Consider the following 19677-nt stretch of genomic DNA (forward strand, 5'->3'; position numbering starts at 1 on the left):
GGACCGGGCTGTTTCCAGAATGAGGCGGACCAAAGGCCCGCCGCTTTTTTGCTGGCCTGTCCTTGCGGACAGGCGCTGGCGCTTCAGGTTGGCCTTGCGCCCTGAAATCAGTAGCCGCGCCTGCGGTCGACCTCATGCAAAAGCGCCTCATCCGCGATCAGGCGGCGCAGGTTTTCGGCCACGTCCTTCAGGGCATCCCCAAGATGCCAGCCCGACACATGGGGTGTGAGGGTGACATCTGGATGCTGCCAAAGCGGGTTGTCAGCGGGCAGCGGCTCCCGGCTGACCACGTCCAGCACCGCGTGGCCGGGCGTCCCACCGTCCAGCGCTCGCAGCAGCGCGGCCTCGTCGATCAGGTCACCGCGCCCGGCATTCAGCAACTGGCTGCCCGGCTTCATCGAGGCGAGCATGCGCGCATCGAAAAGCCCTGTCGTCTCGGGCGTGCTGGGCAGGATGGCGCAGACATGGTCGCAGCCCGCCAGCATGGCGGGCAGGGCGTTTTGGCCGTGGTGGCAGGTCACGCCGGGCAGCGATTTCGGCGATCGGCTCCAGCCATGGACCTGGAACCCGAACTGACCCAGCAGCCGCGCGGTCAGGCCGCCGATATGGCCCAGCCCAAGGACGCCCACCACCGTGTCGGACGTCACGCGGGGCGCTGTCGGAGACCAGTCCGCCCGCGCCTGCTGGCGGCGAAAGCGGTCGCCCTGACGCTGCGCGTTCAGGATATAGGTCAGGAACCACTCGGCGATTTCACGCGCCGGCGCTTCGGGTTTCAGCCGCGCGACGCGGACATGATCGGCCAGCGCCGGATGGCGGACGATGGTTTCCACGCCCGCACCAAGTTTCTGCACCAGTTTCAAATTGGGCAGCCGGTGTGGCAAATCCGGGTCCAGCTTGGACACGGCCAGCATCGCCACGTCACTCAGATCGCCCGGGTCGGCCAGCGGCCGCACATCCGCGCGTGGATCATGGGCGCGCACGGCTTGAGCGATTTCCGCATCCGTCATCCATCCGCTTTGGCCGACATTGATCAACAGCGCCATGGGGGTGCCTCCTTTCTTTGGTGGGGTGACATATCGTCACCCAACTGGACATTCGCCGCCCAGCTAAGTCATCCTCCGGTCAAACGTAAAGCCCGGTGATCCCGGCAGAGGAGAGATGTCATGACGATGAGCTTTGGGATGCGGGACCAACACCGCGCGCTTCTGGACCGGGTCAGCACGATGATCCGCGACGAGGTCATGCCGCTGGAAGAGGAATATCAGAGCGAGGTGGCCAAGGGCGACCGCTGGCAATACACCGAGCGTCAGACCGAGATCCTCGAGGGGTTGAAGGCCAAGGCCAGGGCCGCGGGGCTGTGGAATTTCTGGCTGACCGACAGTGACCGGGGATTCGGCCTGACCACGGTTGAATATGCCTATTTCGCCGAAGAGATGGGCAAGACCCCGCTGGGGGCCGAGGTGTTCAATTGCTCGGCGCCTGATACCGGCAATATGGAAGTCTTTGAACGCTACGGCACCGACGCCATGAAGACCAAATGGCTGGCGCCGCTATTGGAGGGTGAGATTCGCTCGGCCTATCTGATGACCGAGCCGGATGTGGCCTCCTCCGATGCCACCAACATCTCGATGTCCTGTGTGCGGGACGGGGCGGAGTATGTGCTCAATGGCGAGAAATGGTGGGCCTCGGGCGCGGGCGACCCGCGCTGCCGGGTCTATATCGTGATGGTGCGCACCGGCGATGACGAGGTGCCCAAACACCAGCGCCATTCGATGATCGTGGTGCCCGCCGACACACCCGGTATCGAGGTGCTGCGCCCGATGCAGGTCTATGGTCACGATGATGCGCCGCACGGGCATATGCATATCCGATTCACCAATGTGCGGGTTCCGGTCGAAAACATCCTGCTGGGTGAAGGGCGCGGGTTCGAGATTGCGCAAGGCCGTCTGGGGCCGGGCCGCATACATCACTGCATGCGGGCCATCGGGCAGGCGGAAACCGCGCTGGAACAGATGTGCAGACGCGCGTTGCAGCGCGAGGCGTTCGGCAAGCGGCTGGCGCAGCTTGGCGCGAATTACGACATCATCGCCGAATGCCGGATGGAGATCGAGATGGCGCGCCTGCTCTGCCTCAAGGCGGCGTGGTACATGGATCAGGGCGATGCGCGCGCTGCGGCCCCGTGGATTTCGCAGATCAAGGTGATCGCGCCGCGCGTGGCGCTCAAGGTGATCGACGAGGCGGCGCAGATGTTCGGCGCGCAGGGCATCAGCCAGGATACCCCGCTGGCCACCGCCTGGACCCATGTGCGCACGCTGCGCCTGGCTGACGGTCCGGACGCGGTGCATCGGCGGCAGGTTGCCCGGACCGAGCTGCGCAAATACACGCAGGAGAAAGTCTGAACCACATATCGTTGCGCCACGGCGGGGGTCGCCCTATCTTCGGCGCATGAAGCGCGTATTGCCTCTTGTCCTGAGCCTTTTGCCGGTCGGTCTGACCGCGCATCCGCATGTCTTCGTGGATACCGGGATTGAGGTGATCTTTGATGATCAGAACCGGCTGACCCATGTGCGCGTCACCTGGGCCTACGATGATTTCTACTCGCTTTTGATCCTGGAAGATTTGCAGTTGGACCCGGATGCCGACAACGTCCTGACCCCGGAGGAGAGCACCCGTCTGACCGGGTTCGACATGAACTGGGTGCCGGGGTTCACCGGCGATCTGGATGCGCGGCTGGGTGGTCAGGTGCTGAAACTCTCGGGGCCGCTGGAGCCGACGGCAGAGCTGCGCGACGGGCGCATTGTAACCTCGCATCTGCGCGAGGTGACGGGGCAACCGACCACGCTGGGCGAGACGCTGTCACTCAGGGCGTATGACGAGAGCTATTACACCAGCTATGACCTCACATTGCCGGTGCAGCTGATCGGGGCCGAGACCTGCATGATCGACCGGATCGATCCCGATATCGACCAGAAGCTGAGCGATATGCAGGCCTTTTTGCTGACCTTGGATGCCAATGCCGATCTGGAAGAGAACGACATTCCCATGATCGGCGCGGAATTCGCGACCGAGATCCGGATCACATGTCCAAATTCCTGATCCTGCCGGTTGGTGCCGTCGCCGCGTTTTTGTTGTGGTTCTGGATCGGGGGCGGCTTTGACCAGCTCGCGCTTTGGGCCGCCGGTGAACAGCGCGCGTTCCAGAACCAGATCGCGGGCGCGTTGCGGGGCTTGCGGGCGGGGCATGATGGTGCGCTCTGGCTCTTGATGGGGCTTTGTTTTGCCTATGGGTTCTTTCATGCGGTGGGGCCGGGGCACGGCAAGGTGCTGATCGGTGGCTACGGGCTGGGCCGCCGCGTGCCCTGGCTGCGGTTGAGCGTGATATCGTTGCTGGCCAGCCTGGGGCAGGCGGTCACGGCGGTGATGATCGTCTATGCCGGGGTGTTCCTGTTCAACATGACCCGCGAGCGGCTGATCGGCGTGACCGAGGATGTCATGGCGCCGGTCAGCTACGGCGCGATCGCGCTGGTCGGGCTCTGGCTGGTCTGGCGCGGAATGCGGCGGCTGATGCGTCAACGCGACACGCATGCGCATGACCACGGTACCTGCGAAAGCTGTGGCCACAAACATGGCCCCGATCTGGATGAGATCGATCAGGTCTCGACCCCGCGTGAGGCGTTGGCACTGATCGCAAGTATCGCGATCCGGCCCTGCACCGGCGCGCTGTTCGTGCTGCTGATCACTTGGCAGATGGGGATCGCGGGGGCCGGTATCGCCGGGGCCTTCGCCATGGCACTGGGCACCGCAACCGTGACAATCACGGTCGGTCTTGCTGCGACTGGCATGCGTGGCGGTATCGTCGGGTCCGCCACCGCGTTCCAGCAGGCGGCACGGGTGCTGCCGCTGGTCGAACTGATGGCGGGGCTGGTTGTGGCGGTGCTGGCGGGTGGTCTGATGATGCGCGCGCTCTGAGCGGTATCAGCCAAAGACCGGCTCGGGATAGCGGACCTGCGCCAGATAGAGCCCCTGTGGCGGGCAGACTGGCCCGCAAGCGGCACGGTCGCGGGCCTCCAACGCATCGCGCACATCCTCTGGTGTCCAGGCGCCTGCGCCCACACGCTCCAGCGTGCCGACAAAGCTGCGCACCTGATTGTGCAGGAAGCTGCGGGCGCGGACGTGGAAATGCATCTCGGGGCCGGAGAAGCCTGCGACCGGCTCGATGCGCAATTCATCCAGCGTCTTGACCGGGCTTGCCGCCTGACAGATCGACGAGCGGAAGGTGGTGAAATCATGCCGCCCCAGCAAAAGGTCCGCCGCCCGCTGCATGGCAGCCACATCGAGTTGATGGTTGACCCGCCAGACCTGACCCGCCTCATGGGTGGCGGGTGCGCGGCGCATCAGGATGCGAAACAGATAGCGTCGTTCAACGGCTGAGAACCGCGCGTGCCAGTCATCCTCTACCCGCGCCGCGGCGACAATGGCCACGGGCTGCGGTTTCAGATGATGGTTCAGCGCCTCGGAGAGCCGGAACGGGTCCCACTCCTTGACCAGATCGCAATGCGCCACCTGACCCAGCGCATGCACGCCCGCATCAGTGCGGCCTGCGGCGGCTATCGTATGCGCACCCGGTTCCAGACGGGCCAGCGCCGCCTCGATCGCGCCTTGCACCGAAGGCTGATCCTTCTGGCGCTGCCACCCGGCAAAGGGCGCGCCCTGGTATTCGACATTCAACGCAAAACGTGGCATGGCCGCGCAGGTACCCAACCGTCGCAATGATGTCCAGCGGGCAAGGGGTGCCGCTCCGCGCTCGGAGGCGACGCAATCCGGGTATTTCGGCATTTTGCGGCCCGACCACCTTGCGACCTTTTGATAGCATGTTGCGTGCCCGGGGCCATGACCCGGCGAGTTCACTGAACCCGCGTTATTTGCCGATTCAGGGTACGGCCCGCTCATGGAATTGATCGTGGTAAGCCGTCTATCGCTGAATGGTGATCGGTCCGGAGCCTTCACGCGCGGTGGTTCTGAACGGGTGCTTGCCGAATTGACGTCGCGGCATTGTCGGGGAACTTGCTTCCCATGTTCAAAGAGACAGATACAAAAGATTGCATCGAAGGAGAGCCAAATTTCACGAGCTATGCTCCTGACTGAAAACCGCAGGTCGGTGAGACGGGTTTGCACTTCGCGATGATCCGGATCCACTCAGGCCTGCGCAACCAAGGTGCGACGAATTGAGGAAAGCAGATATGGAAAGCATCGACATCGTGATCGTCGGGGCCGGGTTTGGCGGTATTGGGCTGGGGCACAAGCTGAAAGAGGCCGGTCTGGACAGCTTTCTCATCCTCGAAAAAGCAGATGAGGTGGGGGGCACATGGCGGGACAACACCTATCCCGGAGCCGAATGCGACGTGCCGTCGTTCTTCTACAGCTATTCTTTCGCGCCAAATCCGGACTGGCAGCACAAATGGTCAAAGCAGAGTCAGATCTTTGACTATCAAAAAAAATGTGCCAGGGATTTCGGGCTTTACCCGCATATCCGCTTTGGCCAGGAAGCCAAAACCGCCAGTTTCGACGAGGCCACGGGCCGCTGGACGGTCACCACCGACACAGGCGACCGGATCGACTGCCGGCACTTCATCTGCGCGCTGGGGCAGTTGCACCATCCCAGTATCCCGAAGGTCAAAGGTCAGGACGATTTCGAAGGGCAGCAATTCCACTCGGCGACCTGGCCAGAGGGCGTTGACCTGAAGGGCAAGAACGTCGCCGTCGTGGGGAATGCGGCCAGCGCCTTGCAGTTCATTCCATATGTGGCCGAACAGGCCACAAAGGCGACCGTCTATCAGCGCACGCCGAACTGGGTTATGCCAAAGGGCAACCGGCCCTATACGGCGTTTGAAAAGTGGCTTTCGCGCCATGTGCCGCCGCTCGCCCGGCTGTATCGATTGGGGCAATGGCTGCGCACCGAATATGTGGTCTTTCCGATTATCGCCGGGTCCAGACCACATCAGATGCTGGGCCGGAGCCTGTTTCGACGCAATCTCAACAAGGCGGTCTCTGACCCCGAACTGCGGGCAAAGCTGACACCCGACTATCCGCTCGGGGCCAAACGTCTCCTGATTTCGGATACGTTGTTTCCAGCGCTGGCCCGTGACAATGTCGAGGTGGTGACCGAGGGCATCGACCATATCTCGGCCGATGGGATTACCGACAAGAGCGGGACGTCGCGCCCCCACGATTTCATCATCTATGGGACCGGCTTTCAGACCAATCCCTTCATCCAGTCCATCGATGTGACCGGTCGGGGTGGCAAAACGCTGCGTGAGGTCTGGAAAGAGGGCGCGCGGGCCTATCTGGGCATCGCGGTGCCGGGGTTCCCGAACCTGCATATGCTTTATGGTCCCAACACCAATACCGGGCATTCTTCTGTCGTCTATATGATGGAGGCGCAGATCGGCTATATCGTGCAGCTCATTCAGCAAGCCTCGACCAAAACCGCAGAGGTCCGCGAAGATGTCGCGACCCGCTTCGACACCGAAATGCAGACCCGTCTGACGCAGTCGGTCTGGGACAAGATCGAGACAAGTTGGTACAAGGATGGCGGGCGCATCACCAATAACTGGCCCGGGTCCGGCAGGGAATACCACCGCCGGACCAAACGGCTTGTCCCACAGGACTTTGTCTTCTCAGACCCGCAGGGAGACTGAGGTGCCGGCAGGGCTTGATGCGATGGTTGCGGCATTGACCCGGCCCATGCGTGACACTTTGTACGAAACCGAGCCTCGCAAAGTACGCGATTGCCACCTATCTTGACCCCGAACAGTCAGAGGCAGCGGTTTGGTTCTATCTTCAATTGCCGACACTTTGGTGCGCGGTGTCGAAAATGCCGGGGATGCGGTCTCGGAAGCGCTGTTCGAACCGGTGATCCGGCTGGGCGTGACCGGATTGGCGCGTTCGGGCAAAACGGTGTTCATCACCTCGCTGGTGGCCAACCTGTTGGACCGGGAGCGGATGACCGGGCTTGCGGCGGCGCAGGAGGGCCGGATCGAGGCCGCCTATCTGCAGCCGCAGCCTGATGATACCGTACCGCGCTTCGATTATGAGACCCATCTGGCCGCGCTGACCTCGGACGCGCCACGCTGGCCCGACAGCACGCGGGCAGTGTCGGAACTGCGGCTGTCGCTCAGAGTGCGGCCATCAGGTTTGTTGTCGGGGCTGTCGGGGCCACGCACCGTTCATGTCGACATCGTCGATTACCCCGGCGAGTGGCTGCTGGATCTGGCGCTGCTGGAGAAATCTTATGCCGACTGGTCGCATGAGGTTCTGAGTCGTATCCGGACACGCGATTGCGCGGCGGGTTTCCTTGCGCATCTGCAGGGAATGGACCCGGACGCAGAGCATGACGAACCCACTGCGCAGGCTTTAGCGCGTGTTTTTTCCGACTACCTTATGGCCGCACGCGATCAGGGCCATTACGATTGTACTCCGGGCCGGTTCCTGTTGCCCGGCGACCTTGACGGCTCACCGGTGCTGACCTTCGCGCCCTTGCCGGTCGACGGGCCTGCGCCGCGCAAGTCGCTGCATCGCGAGATGGAGCGGCGGTTCGAGGCCTATAAATCGCAGGTGGTCAAACCGTTTTTCCGCAACCATTTCGCCCGGATCGACCGGCAGGTTGTGCTGGTTGATGCGCTTGGCGCGATCCATCGCGGCCCGCGCGCGGTCGAGGATCTGCGGCGCGGGATGGGGGATATCCTCTCGGCCTTCCGGCCCGGTCGCAATGCCTGGCTGTCGCGCCTGCTCCTGGGCAAACGGGTCGAGAAAATCCTGTTTGCGGCCACAAAGGCAGACCATCTGCATCACATCCAGCACACCCGCCTGACCGCGATCATCGAGGCGATGACCCGCGACGCGCGCGACCGCGCCCGTTTTGCGGGCAGCGAGACGGCGGCGCTGTCCATGGCCTCGCTGCGGGCGACGACCGAAGAGATGCGCGAGCATCAGGGCCGGGACCTGCCCTGCGTGCGGGGCCGGTTGCTGGAGAGCGGCAAACAGGCGGCTTTCTACGCCGGAGACCTGCCCGAGGACCCCTCGCATTTGCTGGGTCCGGCGCGGGATGGCGCCAGCGAGTGGCTCTCGGGCGACTATGAGGTGATGAGCTTTGCACCGGCGCGCCTGACGCTCAGGCCGGGCGAGGGGCCGCCCTCTATCCGGCTGGACCGGGCAGCGCAATTCCTGATCGGAGACCGGCTGTGAACGTGCTGTTGCGACAGGCGCACCCCACCGATGCGGGCCGGACCGGCGACATTCTGCACGGCTTCACGCGCGACAATGACTGGATGCCCAACCTGCACAGCGGGGCGGAAACCATCGCCTTTTGCGGGACAATGATTGCGCGCGGCTGGGTGACAGTGGCCGAGTCGGACGGCCAGGTCGCAGGGTTCCTGGCCCGCGATGGCGCGCTGATCCATTCGCTCTACATGTCGCGCGGCCTGCGCGGTCAGGGCATCGGCGCGCGCCTGTTGGCGCAGGCCAAGGCGCAAAGCGACCGGCTGGAGCTGTTTGCGTTTCAGGCCAATCCCGGTGCGGCGCGGTTCTATTTGCGTGAGGGGTTTGTCGAGGCCGCCCGCAGCGATGGACGCGGCAATGATGAAAACCTGCCCGATATCAAGTTCGTCTGGTCCAGAGAGGCAAGAGAGACATGACCAAAGGCCCGGTTCTGATCGACCTCGAAGAAGAGGATGCCCCGGCGCCCAGCGTCACCGATGCGCCGCCTGTTCCCGATGCCGGGCGGGCCATGCAATTGGCGGCGCAGGTGGCTGCGCGACCGCCCTCGCGGCTGTCGCGCTGGTTCTGGGGTCTGCTTCTGGCCGTGATCGGCGCGATGGTCTCGGTTGCGGCGTGGGATTTCGTCAACGGGTTGCTGGCGCGGGTGCCGATGCTGGGCTGGGCGGTCTCTGGCCTGTTGGGGGCTCTGGTCCTTGTCGGCGTGATCCTGGTGATCCGCGAATTGGCGGCGCTGGGCCGGTTGCGCCGTGTCGACGGGTTGCGTCAGGCGGCGTCTCAGGCACTGGCCGCGCATGACCTGAACCAGGCGCGCGCGGTCACCGACCGGATCGAACGGCTCTACAAGGGGCGCGAGGACACGACCTGGGGCCTGCAACGCCTGGCCGAGCGCAAGGCGGATCAATTCGATGCGGATGCGTTGATGCAACTGATCGAGGATGAGGTGCTGGCCCCCCTCGACGCCGCCGCCAGCCGCGAGGTCGAACAGGCCGCCCGTCAGGTCGCGACCGTCACCGCGCTGGTACCGATTGCGCTTGCCGATGTCATCACCGCATTGGCGGCCTCGGTCCGGATGATCCGCCGCATTGCCGAGATCTATGGCGGGCGCGCCGGTCTGCTGGGCAGTTGGCGGCTGACCCGCGCGGTCTTTACCCATCTGGTGGCCACCGGCGCGGTGGCGGTGGGCGATGACCTGCTCGAACCGTTGCTTGGCGGTTCACTGCTCAGCAAACTGTCGCGCCGCTTTGGCGAGGGGCTGGTCAACGGGGCCCTCAGCGCCCGCGTCGGCGTGGCCGCCATGGAGGTCTGCCGCCCGCTGCCTTTTTCCAAACGTCACAAACCCGCCGTGCGCAGCATCGTGAAACGGGCGCTAAGCAGCGTGTTCTCGCGAAGCTGACTTTGCGGTCCGGTGTCGCGCGCCGTTTTGGCGGGTTTCCAATCACTTGCCACTCTGTAGATTGACTGAGAGCAGACCGTGATCGGAGAGAAGCAAGTGTCCTCTCATGTACTTGTCTTAGGTGCCTATGGCTTCATCGGAAGCGCCGTTGTCAGGACGTTGAAGCAGTGTGACCACACGGTCACCGGCGTGGCCCGTCGCCCGCGCGTCGCCGCGCGTGTGTTACCCGGTGTGCCCGTCAGGGTCGCTGATCTGAGGGCACTTACCGCCCCGGCAGACTGGTCCGATCCGCTGCAGGATATTGACGTGGTCATTAATTGCGCCGGGGCGTTGCAGGATGGCGGCGAGGATGATCTGGAGGCCGTCCATCACCATGCTATCGCGGCCCTAGGCACGGCCTGTGCGCTACGCGATATCGCCGTGATCCAGATTTCCGCAGGGGGCGCCCAGCCGGGAGCGTCTACGGAATTCATGCAAAGCAAAGCGCGCGGAGATGCGGCCCTGCGCCGCTCCGGCGTCTCGTTGCATCTATTGCGGCCTGGGCTTGTGATCGGGCAGAGCGCCTATGGCGGAACCGCTCTGCTGCGGATGCTCGCCGCCATTCCCTATGTCCAACCCCTCGCTTTGGGCCAGGTTCCGGTCCAATGTGTCGGGATGTCGGACCTGTGCCGCGTGATCGCTGACGCGGTTAGCGGCAGCTTGCCATCGGGCGAATACGATCTGGTGGAGGACAACCCGCGCGATCTGGCCGGTGTTGTGGAACTCACACGGGTCTGGCTGAGGTTTAGGTCGGCGAGATGGGAGATTGATCTGCCGGGCTGGATGACAACCGTAATTTCGCGATGCGCCGATATGCTGGGCCATTTGGGCTGGCGCTCTCCCTTGCGGGGAACCGCGTTGACGGTGCTTCGCGAGGGCGTCACCGGTGATCCGCGTGCCTATGCGGCAACCGGTGAGCGCATCCACTCTCTGCCCGAAATCTATGCGCGCTACGAGTGCACCCGGGCCGAGCGGCAGGCGGCGCGGCTGTCGCTGCTGATGCCGTTGATTTTGGCGGTGCTCTGCTTGTTCTGGTGCCTGTCGGGCGCCATTGGTCTGTTGCGGGCAGACACCGCGGCAGAGGTACTGCGCGAGACGGGATGGGGCTCATCCCTTGCTGTCGCGGCGGTCATAATATGGTCCTGTGTCGATCTGGTTCTGGGTGCCGCGCTTTTGTGGCGGCGGTGGGCAGCGCGGGCTTGTATGGCGCAGCTGATAGTCTCGGGCACGTATCTTCTTGCAGCGAGCCTTATGGTCCCGCAGCTTTGGGCGGACCCGTTGGGACCGCTGATCAAGGTTCTGCCTGCCGCGATGCTCTCGGTTGTACTCTATATGTTGCTGGAGGACCGATGATTGATCCGGACATGATCCTGCGATGGCTGCATGTGATCGGAGCCTGCGTTCTGCTCGGCACTGGTGCCGGGATCGCCTTTTTCATGCTGATGGCAGTGCGCAGCCGCAACCCCGTTGTGATCGCCGAAGTGGCCACCATCGTTGTGTTCGCCGACCTGATCTTTACGGCGATTGCGGTGATTGCCCAGCCGGTGACAGGCCTGCTGATGGCGCACCGGTTGGGATGGGATCTGAGCGAGGGCTGGTTGCTGGTCGCGATCGGGCTCTATGTATTTACCGGGCTGTTCTGGCTGCCGGTTGTATGGATACAGCTGCGTCTTCGCGATCTGGCGCGTTTGGCAGCCGCGCAGGATGCGCCCCTGCCGCAGGATTTCGACCGTCTATTCCGAATATGGGTACTCTGCGGCGTCCCGGCCTTCCTTGCGGTTCTGGCGATCCTGTGGTTGATGCTGGCCCGGCCGGATATCCCGCTATGGACGTGAAAGTGACCGCTTTACCCCGCCCCGCCCGCGCCATATAAGGTGGCCATGTCCTGTCTGAAGGCCATCATTATTCGAATTACAACCCCGGCGCTCTGATCTGACGAGACGCCGGGCAAAGGTGTTTGAGACTTCGCGCCGACCGAACATCCAATCCATATGCCATCGACAAGGACGCCACCCATGTGCGCCGACACGACCCAGACGCCCGATTACAAAGACACGCTGAACCTGCCCAAGACCGACTTTCCCATGCGCGCAGGTCTGCCCAAGCGCGAGCCCGCATGGCTTGAACGCTGGGAAAAGATCGGCGTCTATGACCGCCTGCGTGAAAAAGCCCTCGCCCGGACGGGCGAACATGACAAGACCCGCACGCCCTTTACGCTGCATGATGGCCCTCCTTACGCCAACGGTCACCTGCATATCGGTCACGCGCTGAACAAGACCATCAAGGACATGATCGTGCGCAGCCACCAGATGATGGGCCATGACGCGCGCTATGTGCCGGGCTGGGACTGCCACGGTCTGCCGATCGAATGGAAGATCGAGGAACAGTACCGCAAGAAGGGCAAGAACAAGGACGAGGTGAATGTGGTCGATTTCCGTCAGGAATGCCGCAAGTTCGCCGAGGGTTGGATCGATATCCAGCGTGAAGAGTTCAAGCGTCTGGGCATCACCGGCAACTGGGCCGATCCCTATATCACCATGGATTATCATGCCGAGGCCGTGATCGCGGATGAGTTCATGAAATTCCTGATGAACGGCACGCTCTATCAGGGGTCGAAACCCGTGATGTGGTCGCCGGTCGAGAAAACCGCGCTGGCCGAGGCCGAGGTCGAGTATCACGACAAGGAAAGCTTCACCATCTGGGTGAAATTCAAGGTCGTGAATGCAGGCGATCTGGACGACTCCTATGTGGTGATCTGGACCACCACGCCCTGGACCATCCCGTCGAACAAGGCAGTGGTCTATGGCAAGGACATCTCCTATGGCCTCTATGAGGTCACCGGTGCGCCCGAGGAATGCTGGGCCGCTGCTGGCGACAGGTTCCTGCTGGCCGACAATCTGGCCGCAGATGTTCTGGGGCGCGCGCGTTTGAATGACGATCAGTGGACCCGTGTGCGGGACGTCCCCTCCGACGAGCTGAAGGGCGTTCAACTGACCCACCCTCTGGCTGGCGCCGAAGGTGGAAACGGCGAATGGGACGACCTCCGCGATTTCCGTGCGGCTGAGTTCGTGACCGATACTGAAGGTACCGGCTTTGTTCACTGTGCGCCCTCGCACGGGATGGAAGAATTCGAGCTCTACCGGGATCTGGGCATGCTGGAACAGGTCATCACCTATAACGTGATGGATGACGGCGGATTCCGCGCCGATCTGCCGTTCTTCGGCGGCACATTTATCCTGTCCCGCAAGGGCGGCGAAGGGGATGCCAACAAGGCCGTCATCGACAAGCTGGTCGAGGTCGGTGGGCTGCTGGCGCGCGGCAAGATCAAGCACAGCTATCCACATTCCTGGCGCTCGAAGGCTCCGATCATCTATCGCAATACGCCGCAATGGTTTGCCTCGGTCGACCGCAAGCTGGAAGACGGCATGGGCGCGTTGGGCGACACCATCCGCACCCGCGCCCTGCGGTCCATCGATGAATTGGTGAAATGGACGCCGCAAAAAGGTCGTAACCGCCTGCACTCGATGATCGAGACGCGCCCGGACTGGGTTCTGTCCCGCCAGCGTGCCTGGGGCGTGCCGCTGACCTGTTTCACCAAGAAAGGTGCTTTGCCCACCGACGCGGATTACCTGCTGCGCAGCGAAGACCTCAACGCCCGTATCAAGGCGGCGTTTGAGAAGGACGGCGCGGATATCTGGTACACTGACGGTTTCAAGGCGCAGATGCTGGACGGTATCGCCAACCCCGACGACTACGATCAGGTGTTTGACGTGCTGGACGTGTGGTTCGACTCTGGCTCGACCCATGCCTTTGTTCTGCGCGACCGTGAGGACGGGACCGAAGATGGTATCGCCGATGTCTATATGGAAGGCACCGACCAGCACCGCGGCTGGTTCCATTCCTCGATGCTGCAGGCCTGCGGCACCAAGGGCCGTGCACCTTATCGCAACGTGGTGACCCATGGCTTCACGCTGGATGCCAAGGGCAACAAGATGTCCAAATCGCTGGGCAACACCATCGTGCCGGAAGAGGTCATCAAGCAATACGGCGCTGATATCCTGCGCCTGTGGGTGGCCCAGACCGATTACACCGCCGATCAGCGGATCGGGCCGGAGATTTTGAAAGGCACGGCCGACAGCTATCGCCGCCTGCGTAACACCATGCGCTTCATGCTGGGCTCGCTGGCGGATTTCTCGGAAGCCGACCGGATCGAACCCGCCGACATGCCGCGTCTGGAACGCTGGGTGCTCAGCCGTCTGGCCGAACTGGATGAACAGGTGCGCAAAGGGTATGCGGCGTTTGATTTCCAGGGTGTGTTCAGCGCGGTGTTCACCTTTGCCACGGTGGATCTGTCGTCTTTTTACTTCGACGTACGCAAGGACGCGCTTTATTGCGATGGAGACAGCCTGCGCCGTCGTGCCGCGCGCACCGTGCTGGATATCCTGTTCCACCGCCTGACCACATGGCTGGCGCCGGTGCTGGTCTTCACCATGGAGGAGGTCTGGCTGGAACGTTTCCCGGGCGAGAACGGCTCGGTCCATCTGGTGGATTTCCCGGACACACCTGCTGACTGGCGCAATGATGAGCTTGAGGCCAGCATGGCCAAGATCCGCCGCGTCCGCCGCGCGGTGACTGCCGCGCTGGAGGTGCAGCGTCAGGACAAGGTGATCGGATCCAGCCTTGAGGCTGCGCCGATCGTGCATGTGGAAGACGCCGAAACGCGCAATCTGCTGGCGACATTCGATGTGGACGACATGTGCATCACCTCGGGTCTGACCGTCACCGGCGATCCGGCCCCGGCCGAGGCTTTCCGTGTTCCGGAAATCGAAGGTGTGGGGGTTGTCTTTGAAAAGGCCGAAGGCGCCAAGTGCCAGCGCTGCTGGAAGATCCTGCCCGATGTGGGCCGCCACGCCCATGAAGGCGTGTGCGGGCGCTGCGATGAGGCGCTGCCGGGCTAGGCCGCTTGTGAGCGGCTTTCGCATCCCGCCACAGGAATAGGCTTGCGGCCAACCGTCCGGGTCTGTCAGGCTGCGATCATGAACATGATCGCAGTCGAGACACAGTTTGGCACAATGGGCATCGCTGAAGAGGCCGGAGAGATCACCTCGGTTGTCTGGGACGGTGTGGCCAGCGGTGAGGCCACCCCCGTCTTGCAAGAGGCCGCATCGCAGATGCGCGCCTATGACCGGGGCGCGTTGGAGACATTCGACCTGCCGCTGCGTGTTGACGGTTCGGCTCTGCAGCAATCGGTCTGTGCCGTGATGCGGAACATTCCCTTTGGCTACACCCGCACCTATGGCGAGATTGCCAGCGATCTTGGCGTGCCCGCTCAGGCTATCGGGCAGGCCTGCGGTGGCAACCCGATCCCGGTGATCATCCCCTGCCACCGCGTGATGGGGGCAAAGGGGCTGACCGGCTTCTCGGGCAAGGGTGGGGTCGAAACAAAGGTTGCGTTGCTGCGCCACGAAGGCGCGGCAGGGCTGCTTATTTGAGACAGATCAATGCGTTGACGGCGGGTTCTCGGGCACCCTGCGCAGCAGAATTGAAAAGGAATGACTGGAATGACGGATCGCGCCGCTCTGAAACAGGCCGTTGTGGCCAAGCTGATGTCGCTGGAAGAGGCCGAACTGGCCGACGCCATCGCCCATTACGAGGCATTCATGGCAGATTCGCGGCTGGATGAGCGCGAGGCGCATGACAAGGACGATCTGGCGGCCTCGCGCGAGAATGCCGATCTGGCCGCCGCCTTTGACACCCCGGTACAGGCCCATCATGCCAAGATCGACGTGATCGAGAACACCGATTTCGGCCTGACTGACACGATTGGTCCCGGTGCCATCGTCTCGTTCAAGGATCGCAGTTTCATCGTCTGCGTCTCGACCACCCGGTTCGAGGTGGATGGCACAACCTATATGGGCGTCTCGACCGCCAGCCCGATCTACAAGGCGATGGCCGGGTTGGGAGCGGGCGAGAGATTTGGCTTCAACGGGACCGAGTTCGAGATACAGGACGTTCTTTGAAACCCGGGGGCGACGCTTCGGTCGCCGACATACTGGCGGCCTATGATGCCGCCGCCGAGACCTTGACCCGACGGCTTGAGGCGCTGAACACGGCCACGGTCCTGCAGCCAGTCGCAAGGTTTCTGCCCACCGCCCCGGCACGGGTTCTGGATGTGGGCGCGGGAACCGGGCGCGACGCGGCGTGGTTTGCCGGGCAGGGGCATCAGGTCTGGGCGGCGGAGCCGGTCGACAGCTTGCGCCTTGCAGCACAGAACCTGCACGCGGGGGTCGACATCACATGGCTTGAGGATGGGTTGCCGGATCTGGCGCAGGCCACCGCGTTGGGCACCGGGTTCGACCTCGTGCTGGTCAATGCGGTGTGGCACCATGTTCCGCCTGCGTATCGCGCGGCGTCAATTTCGGCGCTTGCGGGTCTCACCGGGCCGGGCGGGCGATTGATCCTGTCCCTGCGTGAGGGACCCTCGGATTCGGCGCGCCCGGCGTTTCCGGCGGATGTAGACAGGACCATCGATCTGGTGGTTGCACAAGGTCTGAAGCTGGAACGCCGCAGTTGGGTCGAAGCGGTGCAGCCCGAGAACCGGCGCAGCGGCGTGATCTTTACCTGGCTGGTGTTTCTGCGGGAATGATCTGCTGCGCGATGCCTGCGAAAGTCAGATAGAGGCTGGTCACCACAAGCCCCCAATGGGCCCAGCTTTCGGGATGGAAATCGACCCAGGCCGCCCAACCGGCAAAAAACGTCCAGGCCAGCGCGATGGGCAGGCTGAGCGGGCGCCAGCGTTCGGTCCGCACCGGATGGATGAACTTGAGCGGCAGGAACATGGCCACTGCCAGAGCGCTGACCAGAGCGAGGCTGATCCAGAAACTCGGCTCGAGCGCGAAGATCACCAGCACAACCATGTTCCAGCAGCCGGGGAATCCGGAAAAGGAATTGTCCTTTGTCTTCATCCGTGTGTCGGCGAAATAAAGCGCGCTGGCGAAGGTGATGACGATGATGGCAAACCAGCCGGTCCAGCCATCCATCAGCCCGGATTTGAACAGCGCGAATGCCGGGATGAACACGTAAGTGAGATAGTCGATGATCAGATCCAGCAACACACCGTCAAATTCGGGAGCGTTTTTCTTGACGTCATAATGGCGGGCCATCGGGCCGTCGATTCCGTCAACGAAAAAGGCCACGACCAGCCAGAGGAACATGAGGCTCCACTTTGCGTCCACGGCCGCCAGCATGGCCAGCATGGCGAAAACGGCACCGGTGGCCGTAAAAAGATGTACGCCGATCGCGCGGTTTCTGAGTGTCATTACGCTGTCATGGCGGAATTCTTACCGGACTGCAAACCCTTGGTTCGGGTTATTCGGCGTGATCCGGCGTCATGCCTTCGGGTGGGTGCGTTCATAAACTTCCATCAGTCGCGCCGTATCGACCGCCGTATAGGCCTGCGTGGTGGAAAGCGAGGCATGGCCCAGCAATTCCTGGATCGAGCGCAGGTCGCCGCCCGCCGCCAGCAGATGGGTGGCAAAGCTGTGCCGCATCGCGTGCGGGGTGGCCGAGGCGGGCAGGCCAAGCTGCGCCCGCGCACGGGCCATTGCGCCCTGGATCGCGCCGGGGTTGAGCGCGCCGCCGCGCACGCCGCGAAACAGAGGGGCGTCGGCCTCCAAAGGGTAGGGGGACAGGCGCAGATAGGTCGCGACCGCATTGCGGGCGGCGTCGATCACCGGCACGACCCGTTCCTTGCCGCCTTTGCCGGTGATGCGCAGTGTGGCGGGCAGCGGCGCGTCCGCCCCTTTCAGGCCCAGCGCCTCAGAGATGCGCAAGCCGCAACCATAAAGCAGGGTGACCACCGCCACATCACGCGCGGCGACCCAGTCCGTGGTTGATTGCAGCTCGACCGTATCGATCATGGCGCGGGCGGCGTCCTCGGCCAGTGGGCGCGGCAGTTTTTTCTGGAACTTGGGCGCGCGGGCCGACAAAACGGCGGTGGGCTCGAACCCTTCGCGTTCGGCCAGCCAGCGATAGAAGGTCTTGACCGCCGAAAGCTTGCGGGCCAGCGACCGCGCGGCGATCCCGTCTTTGCGCGCCTGTGCCATCCAGGCGCGCATGTCCGAGACGGTGATCCGTTCCAATGCACCAAGCCCCTGCGGCGCGCCCTTGTGCAGGGTCATGAAGGACAGGAAGTCGGCGACATCGCTGTTATAGGCGGTGATGGTGTTTTTGGCACTGCCCGCCAGCGCCTTCTGCGCGTCCAGCCAATGCTGCAGCGCATCCCGGCAGGCGGGCGAGATCAGGCTCATGACAGCCAGTGGCGCATCGCTCTTTCGAAAACGCCTGCAAAAAACGCCAGCAGATCGGTGCCCTGCTGCGGTGTGAACTGATGGGCATCCTCGGCACCCATCGCCAGCATGCCCGGCAACCGGCCCGAGCCGAAATCAAGCCGCAGGCAGGCTTCGGACCGGATGCGGTTGGCTTTGTGACCATAGACCTGCGCCGAGCCCTGCTGCATCTGGCGCAGCGTCACCTGACGGGCGCTGCCATCGCGGGCGGTTGGCAGATAACGGTCGATAAAGCCCGGCTCGGCAACGCTCAGCACTTCGCCCAGCCGCTTGACGGCGGGGTTGTCCTTGTCCTGAGCGGTTTCCAGCACCAGCGTGATCGTATCGACCCGCAGGATCTCCGCCACCTCGCCGCCCAGATCGGCGAGGAAGGTCTCGAACGTCATCGGGTCCAGCATCCGCAGAATGGCGCGGTGGACCTGATTGGTGCCGGCGAGATTCTCGTAAGCCGCCGCAATGACAGAGCGGTGGGTGTCCTCAAGCCGGTCCAGCCGTGTCTCGAGCCGCTCCATCGCGATGCCGCGCATGTCGACGATATTGCCGCCCATGGCGCGTTCGTTCGCGGCGACCAGGGCGCGCATCACGTCCGTGTCATCAAGGATGGCGTCCGGCTTGGCGAGGATCGCGTCGCGCAGGGTTTCCTCCAGCTCGGGGCTGGCACCGATCTTGGGGTCTTCGTTTACTTTCGGGCTACTGCTCATCTGTGCCTCGTTTTTATCTTGGAAAAACATATAACACAGGAAATTCGATTTGCGCGCCCAAAATCCGCAGAAAACCACTAAATCTGGTGGCTGTGCGTTTTGATCGACGTTTTTGTGTCACAGCCCGGCGCATGGGCACAAAAAAGGAGCGCCGGGGCGCTCCCTTGCTTTGGCGCTTGCCGTGTTTCAGAGGATCTTTTGCCCGGTTTTCGCCCAGTCCGCCAGGAAGGTCTCAAGCCCTTTGTCGGTCAGCGGGTGGTCGGCCAGCTTCTTGATCACGCCCGGAGGTGCGGTGATCACGTCGGCCCCGATGCGGGCGCTTTCGGTGACGTGGTTCACCGTGCGGATCGAGGCGGCGAGGATCTGGGTTTCAAACCCGTAATTGTCATAGATCTCGCGAATATCGGCGATCAGGTCCATGCCGTCCATGTTGATATCGTCCAGCCGCCCGATGAAAGGCGAGATGAAGGTCGCGCCCGCCTTGGCCGCGATCAGCGCCTGATTTGCCGAGAAGCACAGCGTCACATTGACCATGTGGCCTTCGTCGGTGAGCGTCTTGCAGGTTTTCAGACCGGCCCAGGTCAGCGGCACTTTCACTGCGATATTGGGCGCGATCTTGGCCAGTTTGCGGCCTTCGGCGATCATGTCGTCAGCTTCGGTGGCGACCACTTCGGCCGAGACCGGCCCGCCGATCAGGTCGCAGATTTCCTTGGTCACTTCCAGAATATCGCGGCCGGATTTCAGGATCAGCGAGGGGTTGGTGGTCACGCCATCAACCATTCCCAGATCGTTCAGTTCGGCGATTTCGTTGATTTCGGCAGTGTCGACAAAAAATTTCATGGCGGCGGTCCTATGATGGGTTGGCGCGGGATCGGCTTGGCTTTACCTCATAGGGACCCGTGCGGAAACCCCCTGAATCA

The 19677-nt window shown here is 63.0% G+C and carries 19 protein-coding genes; 13 read left to right on the plus strand and 6 right to left on the minus strand.

Translation table 11 applies throughout. The features are described 5' to 3' along the window. Positions 1-107: 107 nt before the first annotated feature. Positions 108-1043 carry a 2-hydroxyacid dehydrogenase gene (locus tag M3P21_RS09945; RefSeq protein ID WP_249709722.1) on the minus strand — a complete coding sequence of 312 codons (936 nt, stop codon included), beginning with the start codon at positions 1041-1043 and terminating at the stop codon, positions 108-110. 120 nt (positions 1044-1163) lie between these two features. On the opposite strand from M3P21_RS09945, the gene M3P21_RS09950 reads away from it, so the two are divergent. From M3P21_RS09950 to M3P21_RS09960, 3 genes are read left to right on the plus strand one after another with little or no spacing between them, the layout of a single operon-like run. Next, complete coding sequence (locus M3P21_RS09950; protein WP_249709723.1) at positions 1164-2399, plus strand: acyl-CoA dehydrogenase family protein; 1236 nt, start codon at positions 1164-1166, stop codon at positions 2397-2399. A gap of 58 nt (positions 2400-2457) precedes the next feature. Next, positions 2458-3096, plus strand: coding sequence for a DUF1007 family protein (locus M3P21_RS09955; protein ID WP_249709724.1), 639 nt, complete (start codon positions 2458-2460; stop codon positions 3094-3096). Continuing rightward, positions 3081-3968, plus strand: coding sequence for a nickel/cobalt transporter (locus M3P21_RS09960; RefSeq protein WP_249709725.1), 888 nt, complete (start codon positions 3081-3083; stop codon positions 3966-3968). Before M3P21_RS09955 ends, M3P21_RS09960 begins: the two co-directional genes overlap by 16 nt. A gap of 6 nt (positions 3969-3974) precedes the next feature. Here the strand turns inward: M3P21_RS09960 and truA are convergent, their stop codons facing one another. After that, complete coding sequence (gene truA / locus M3P21_RS09965; RefSeq protein WP_249709786.1) at positions 3975-4742, minus strand: tRNA pseudouridine(38-40) synthase TruA; 768 nt, start codon at positions 4740-4742, stop codon at positions 3975-3977. A 497-nt stretch (positions 4743-5239) separates the two neighbouring features. Here truA and M3P21_RS09970 point away from each other — a divergent pair, with 497 nt between their 5' ends. The 10 genes from M3P21_RS09970 to M3P21_RS10015 all read left to right on the plus strand — a co-directional run bounded on the left by M3P21_RS09970 (position 5240) and on the right by M3P21_RS10015 (position 16354). After that, positions 5240-6697 (plus strand): flavin-containing monooxygenase, encoded by a 1458-nt coding sequence (locus M3P21_RS09970; RefSeq protein ID WP_249709727.1) that lies wholly within the window; start codon positions 5240-5242, stop codon positions 6695-6697. A 130-nt stretch (positions 6698-6827) separates the two neighbouring features. Further along, positions 6828-8243, plus strand: coding sequence for a YcjX family GTP-binding protein (locus M3P21_RS09975; protein WP_249709728.1), 1416 nt, complete (start codon positions 6828-6830; stop codon positions 8241-8243). Further along, the gene (locus tag M3P21_RS09980) at positions 8240-8692 is read left to right on the plus strand and encodes a GNAT family N-acetyltransferase (RefSeq protein WP_249709729.1); all 453 of its coding nucleotides are present in this window, start codon (positions 8240-8242) and stop codon (positions 8690-8692) included. The genes M3P21_RS09975 and M3P21_RS09980 overlap by 4 nt, the downstream gene beginning before the upstream one ends. Then, on the plus strand, positions 8689-9669 hold the full coding sequence (locus M3P21_RS09985; RefSeq protein WP_249709730.1) for a YcjF family protein: 981 nt from the start codon (positions 8689-8691) through the stop codon (positions 9667-9669). Before M3P21_RS09980 ends, M3P21_RS09985 begins: the two co-directional genes overlap by 4 nt. A gap of 96 nt (positions 9670-9765) precedes the next feature. Next, complete coding sequence (locus tag M3P21_RS22660) at positions 9766-11061, plus strand: SDR family oxidoreductase (protein ID WP_249709732.1); 1296 nt, start codon at positions 9766-9768, stop codon at positions 11059-11061. Then, positions 11058-11543 carry a DUF2269 family protein gene (locus tag M3P21_RS09995; protein ID WP_249709734.1) on the plus strand — a complete coding sequence of 162 codons (486 nt, stop codon included), beginning with the start codon at positions 11058-11060 and terminating at the stop codon, positions 11541-11543. Before M3P21_RS22660 ends, M3P21_RS09995 begins: the two co-directional genes overlap by 4 nt. Before the next feature lie 180 nt (positions 11544-11723). After that, on the plus strand, positions 11724-14666 hold the full coding sequence (gene ileS, locus M3P21_RS10000; protein WP_249709738.1) for an isoleucine--tRNA ligase: 2943 nt from the start codon (positions 11724-11726) through the stop codon (positions 14664-14666). Positions 14667-14744: 78 nt separating this feature from the next. Continuing rightward, positions 14745-15200 carry a methylated-DNA--[protein]-cysteine S-methyltransferase gene (locus M3P21_RS10005; RefSeq protein WP_249709740.1) on the plus strand — a complete coding sequence of 152 codons (456 nt, stop codon included), beginning with the start codon at positions 14745-14747 and terminating at the stop codon, positions 15198-15200. Positions 15201-15269: 69 nt separating this feature from the next. Continuing rightward, positions 15270-15728, plus strand: a complete 459-nt coding sequence (locus M3P21_RS10010; protein WP_249709741.1) for a hypothetical protein — start codon at positions 15270-15272, stop codon at positions 15726-15728. Then, positions 15725-16354 carry a class I SAM-dependent methyltransferase gene (locus M3P21_RS10015; protein ID WP_249709742.1) on the plus strand — a complete coding sequence of 210 codons (630 nt, stop codon included), beginning with the start codon at positions 15725-15727 and terminating at the stop codon, positions 16352-16354. Before M3P21_RS10010 ends, M3P21_RS10015 begins: the two co-directional genes overlap by 4 nt. Here the strand turns inward: M3P21_RS10015 and M3P21_RS10020 are convergent. The 4 genes from M3P21_RS10020 to fsa all read right to left on the minus strand — a co-directional run bounded on the left by M3P21_RS10020 (position 16326) and on the right by fsa (position 19597). Then, a complete protein-coding gene (locus M3P21_RS10020) occupies positions 16326-17027 on the minus strand; it encodes a CDP-alcohol phosphatidyltransferase family protein (protein WP_249709744.1) in 702 nt (233 codons plus the stop codon). The genes M3P21_RS10015 and M3P21_RS10020 overlap by 29 nt on opposite strands. 69 nt (positions 17028-17096) lie before the next feature. After that, positions 17097-18017 carry a tyrosine recombinase XerC gene (locus M3P21_RS10025; protein WP_249709745.1) on the minus strand — a complete coding sequence of 307 codons (921 nt, stop codon included), beginning with the start codon at positions 18015-18017 and terminating at the stop codon, positions 17097-17099. Further along, positions 18014-18757 carry a DUF484 family protein gene (locus M3P21_RS10030; protein ID WP_283780914.1) on the minus strand — a complete coding sequence of 248 codons (744 nt, stop codon included), beginning with the start codon at positions 18755-18757 and terminating at the stop codon, positions 18014-18016. The genes M3P21_RS10025 and M3P21_RS10030 overlap by 4 nt, the downstream gene beginning before the upstream one ends. 186 nt (positions 18758-18943) lie before the next feature. Next, entirely contained in the window at positions 18944-19597 is a 654-nt protein-coding gene (gene fsa, locus M3P21_RS10035) for a fructose-6-phosphate aldolase (protein ID WP_249709746.1), read from the minus strand. Positions 19598-19677 lie beyond the last annotated feature (80 nt).

This window comes from Ruegeria spongiae, from assembly GCF_023502395.1.
GTDB classification, from domain to species: domain Bacteria; phylum Pseudomonadota; class Alphaproteobacteria; order Rhodobacterales; family Rhodobacteraceae; genus Ruegeria_C; species Ruegeria_C spongiae.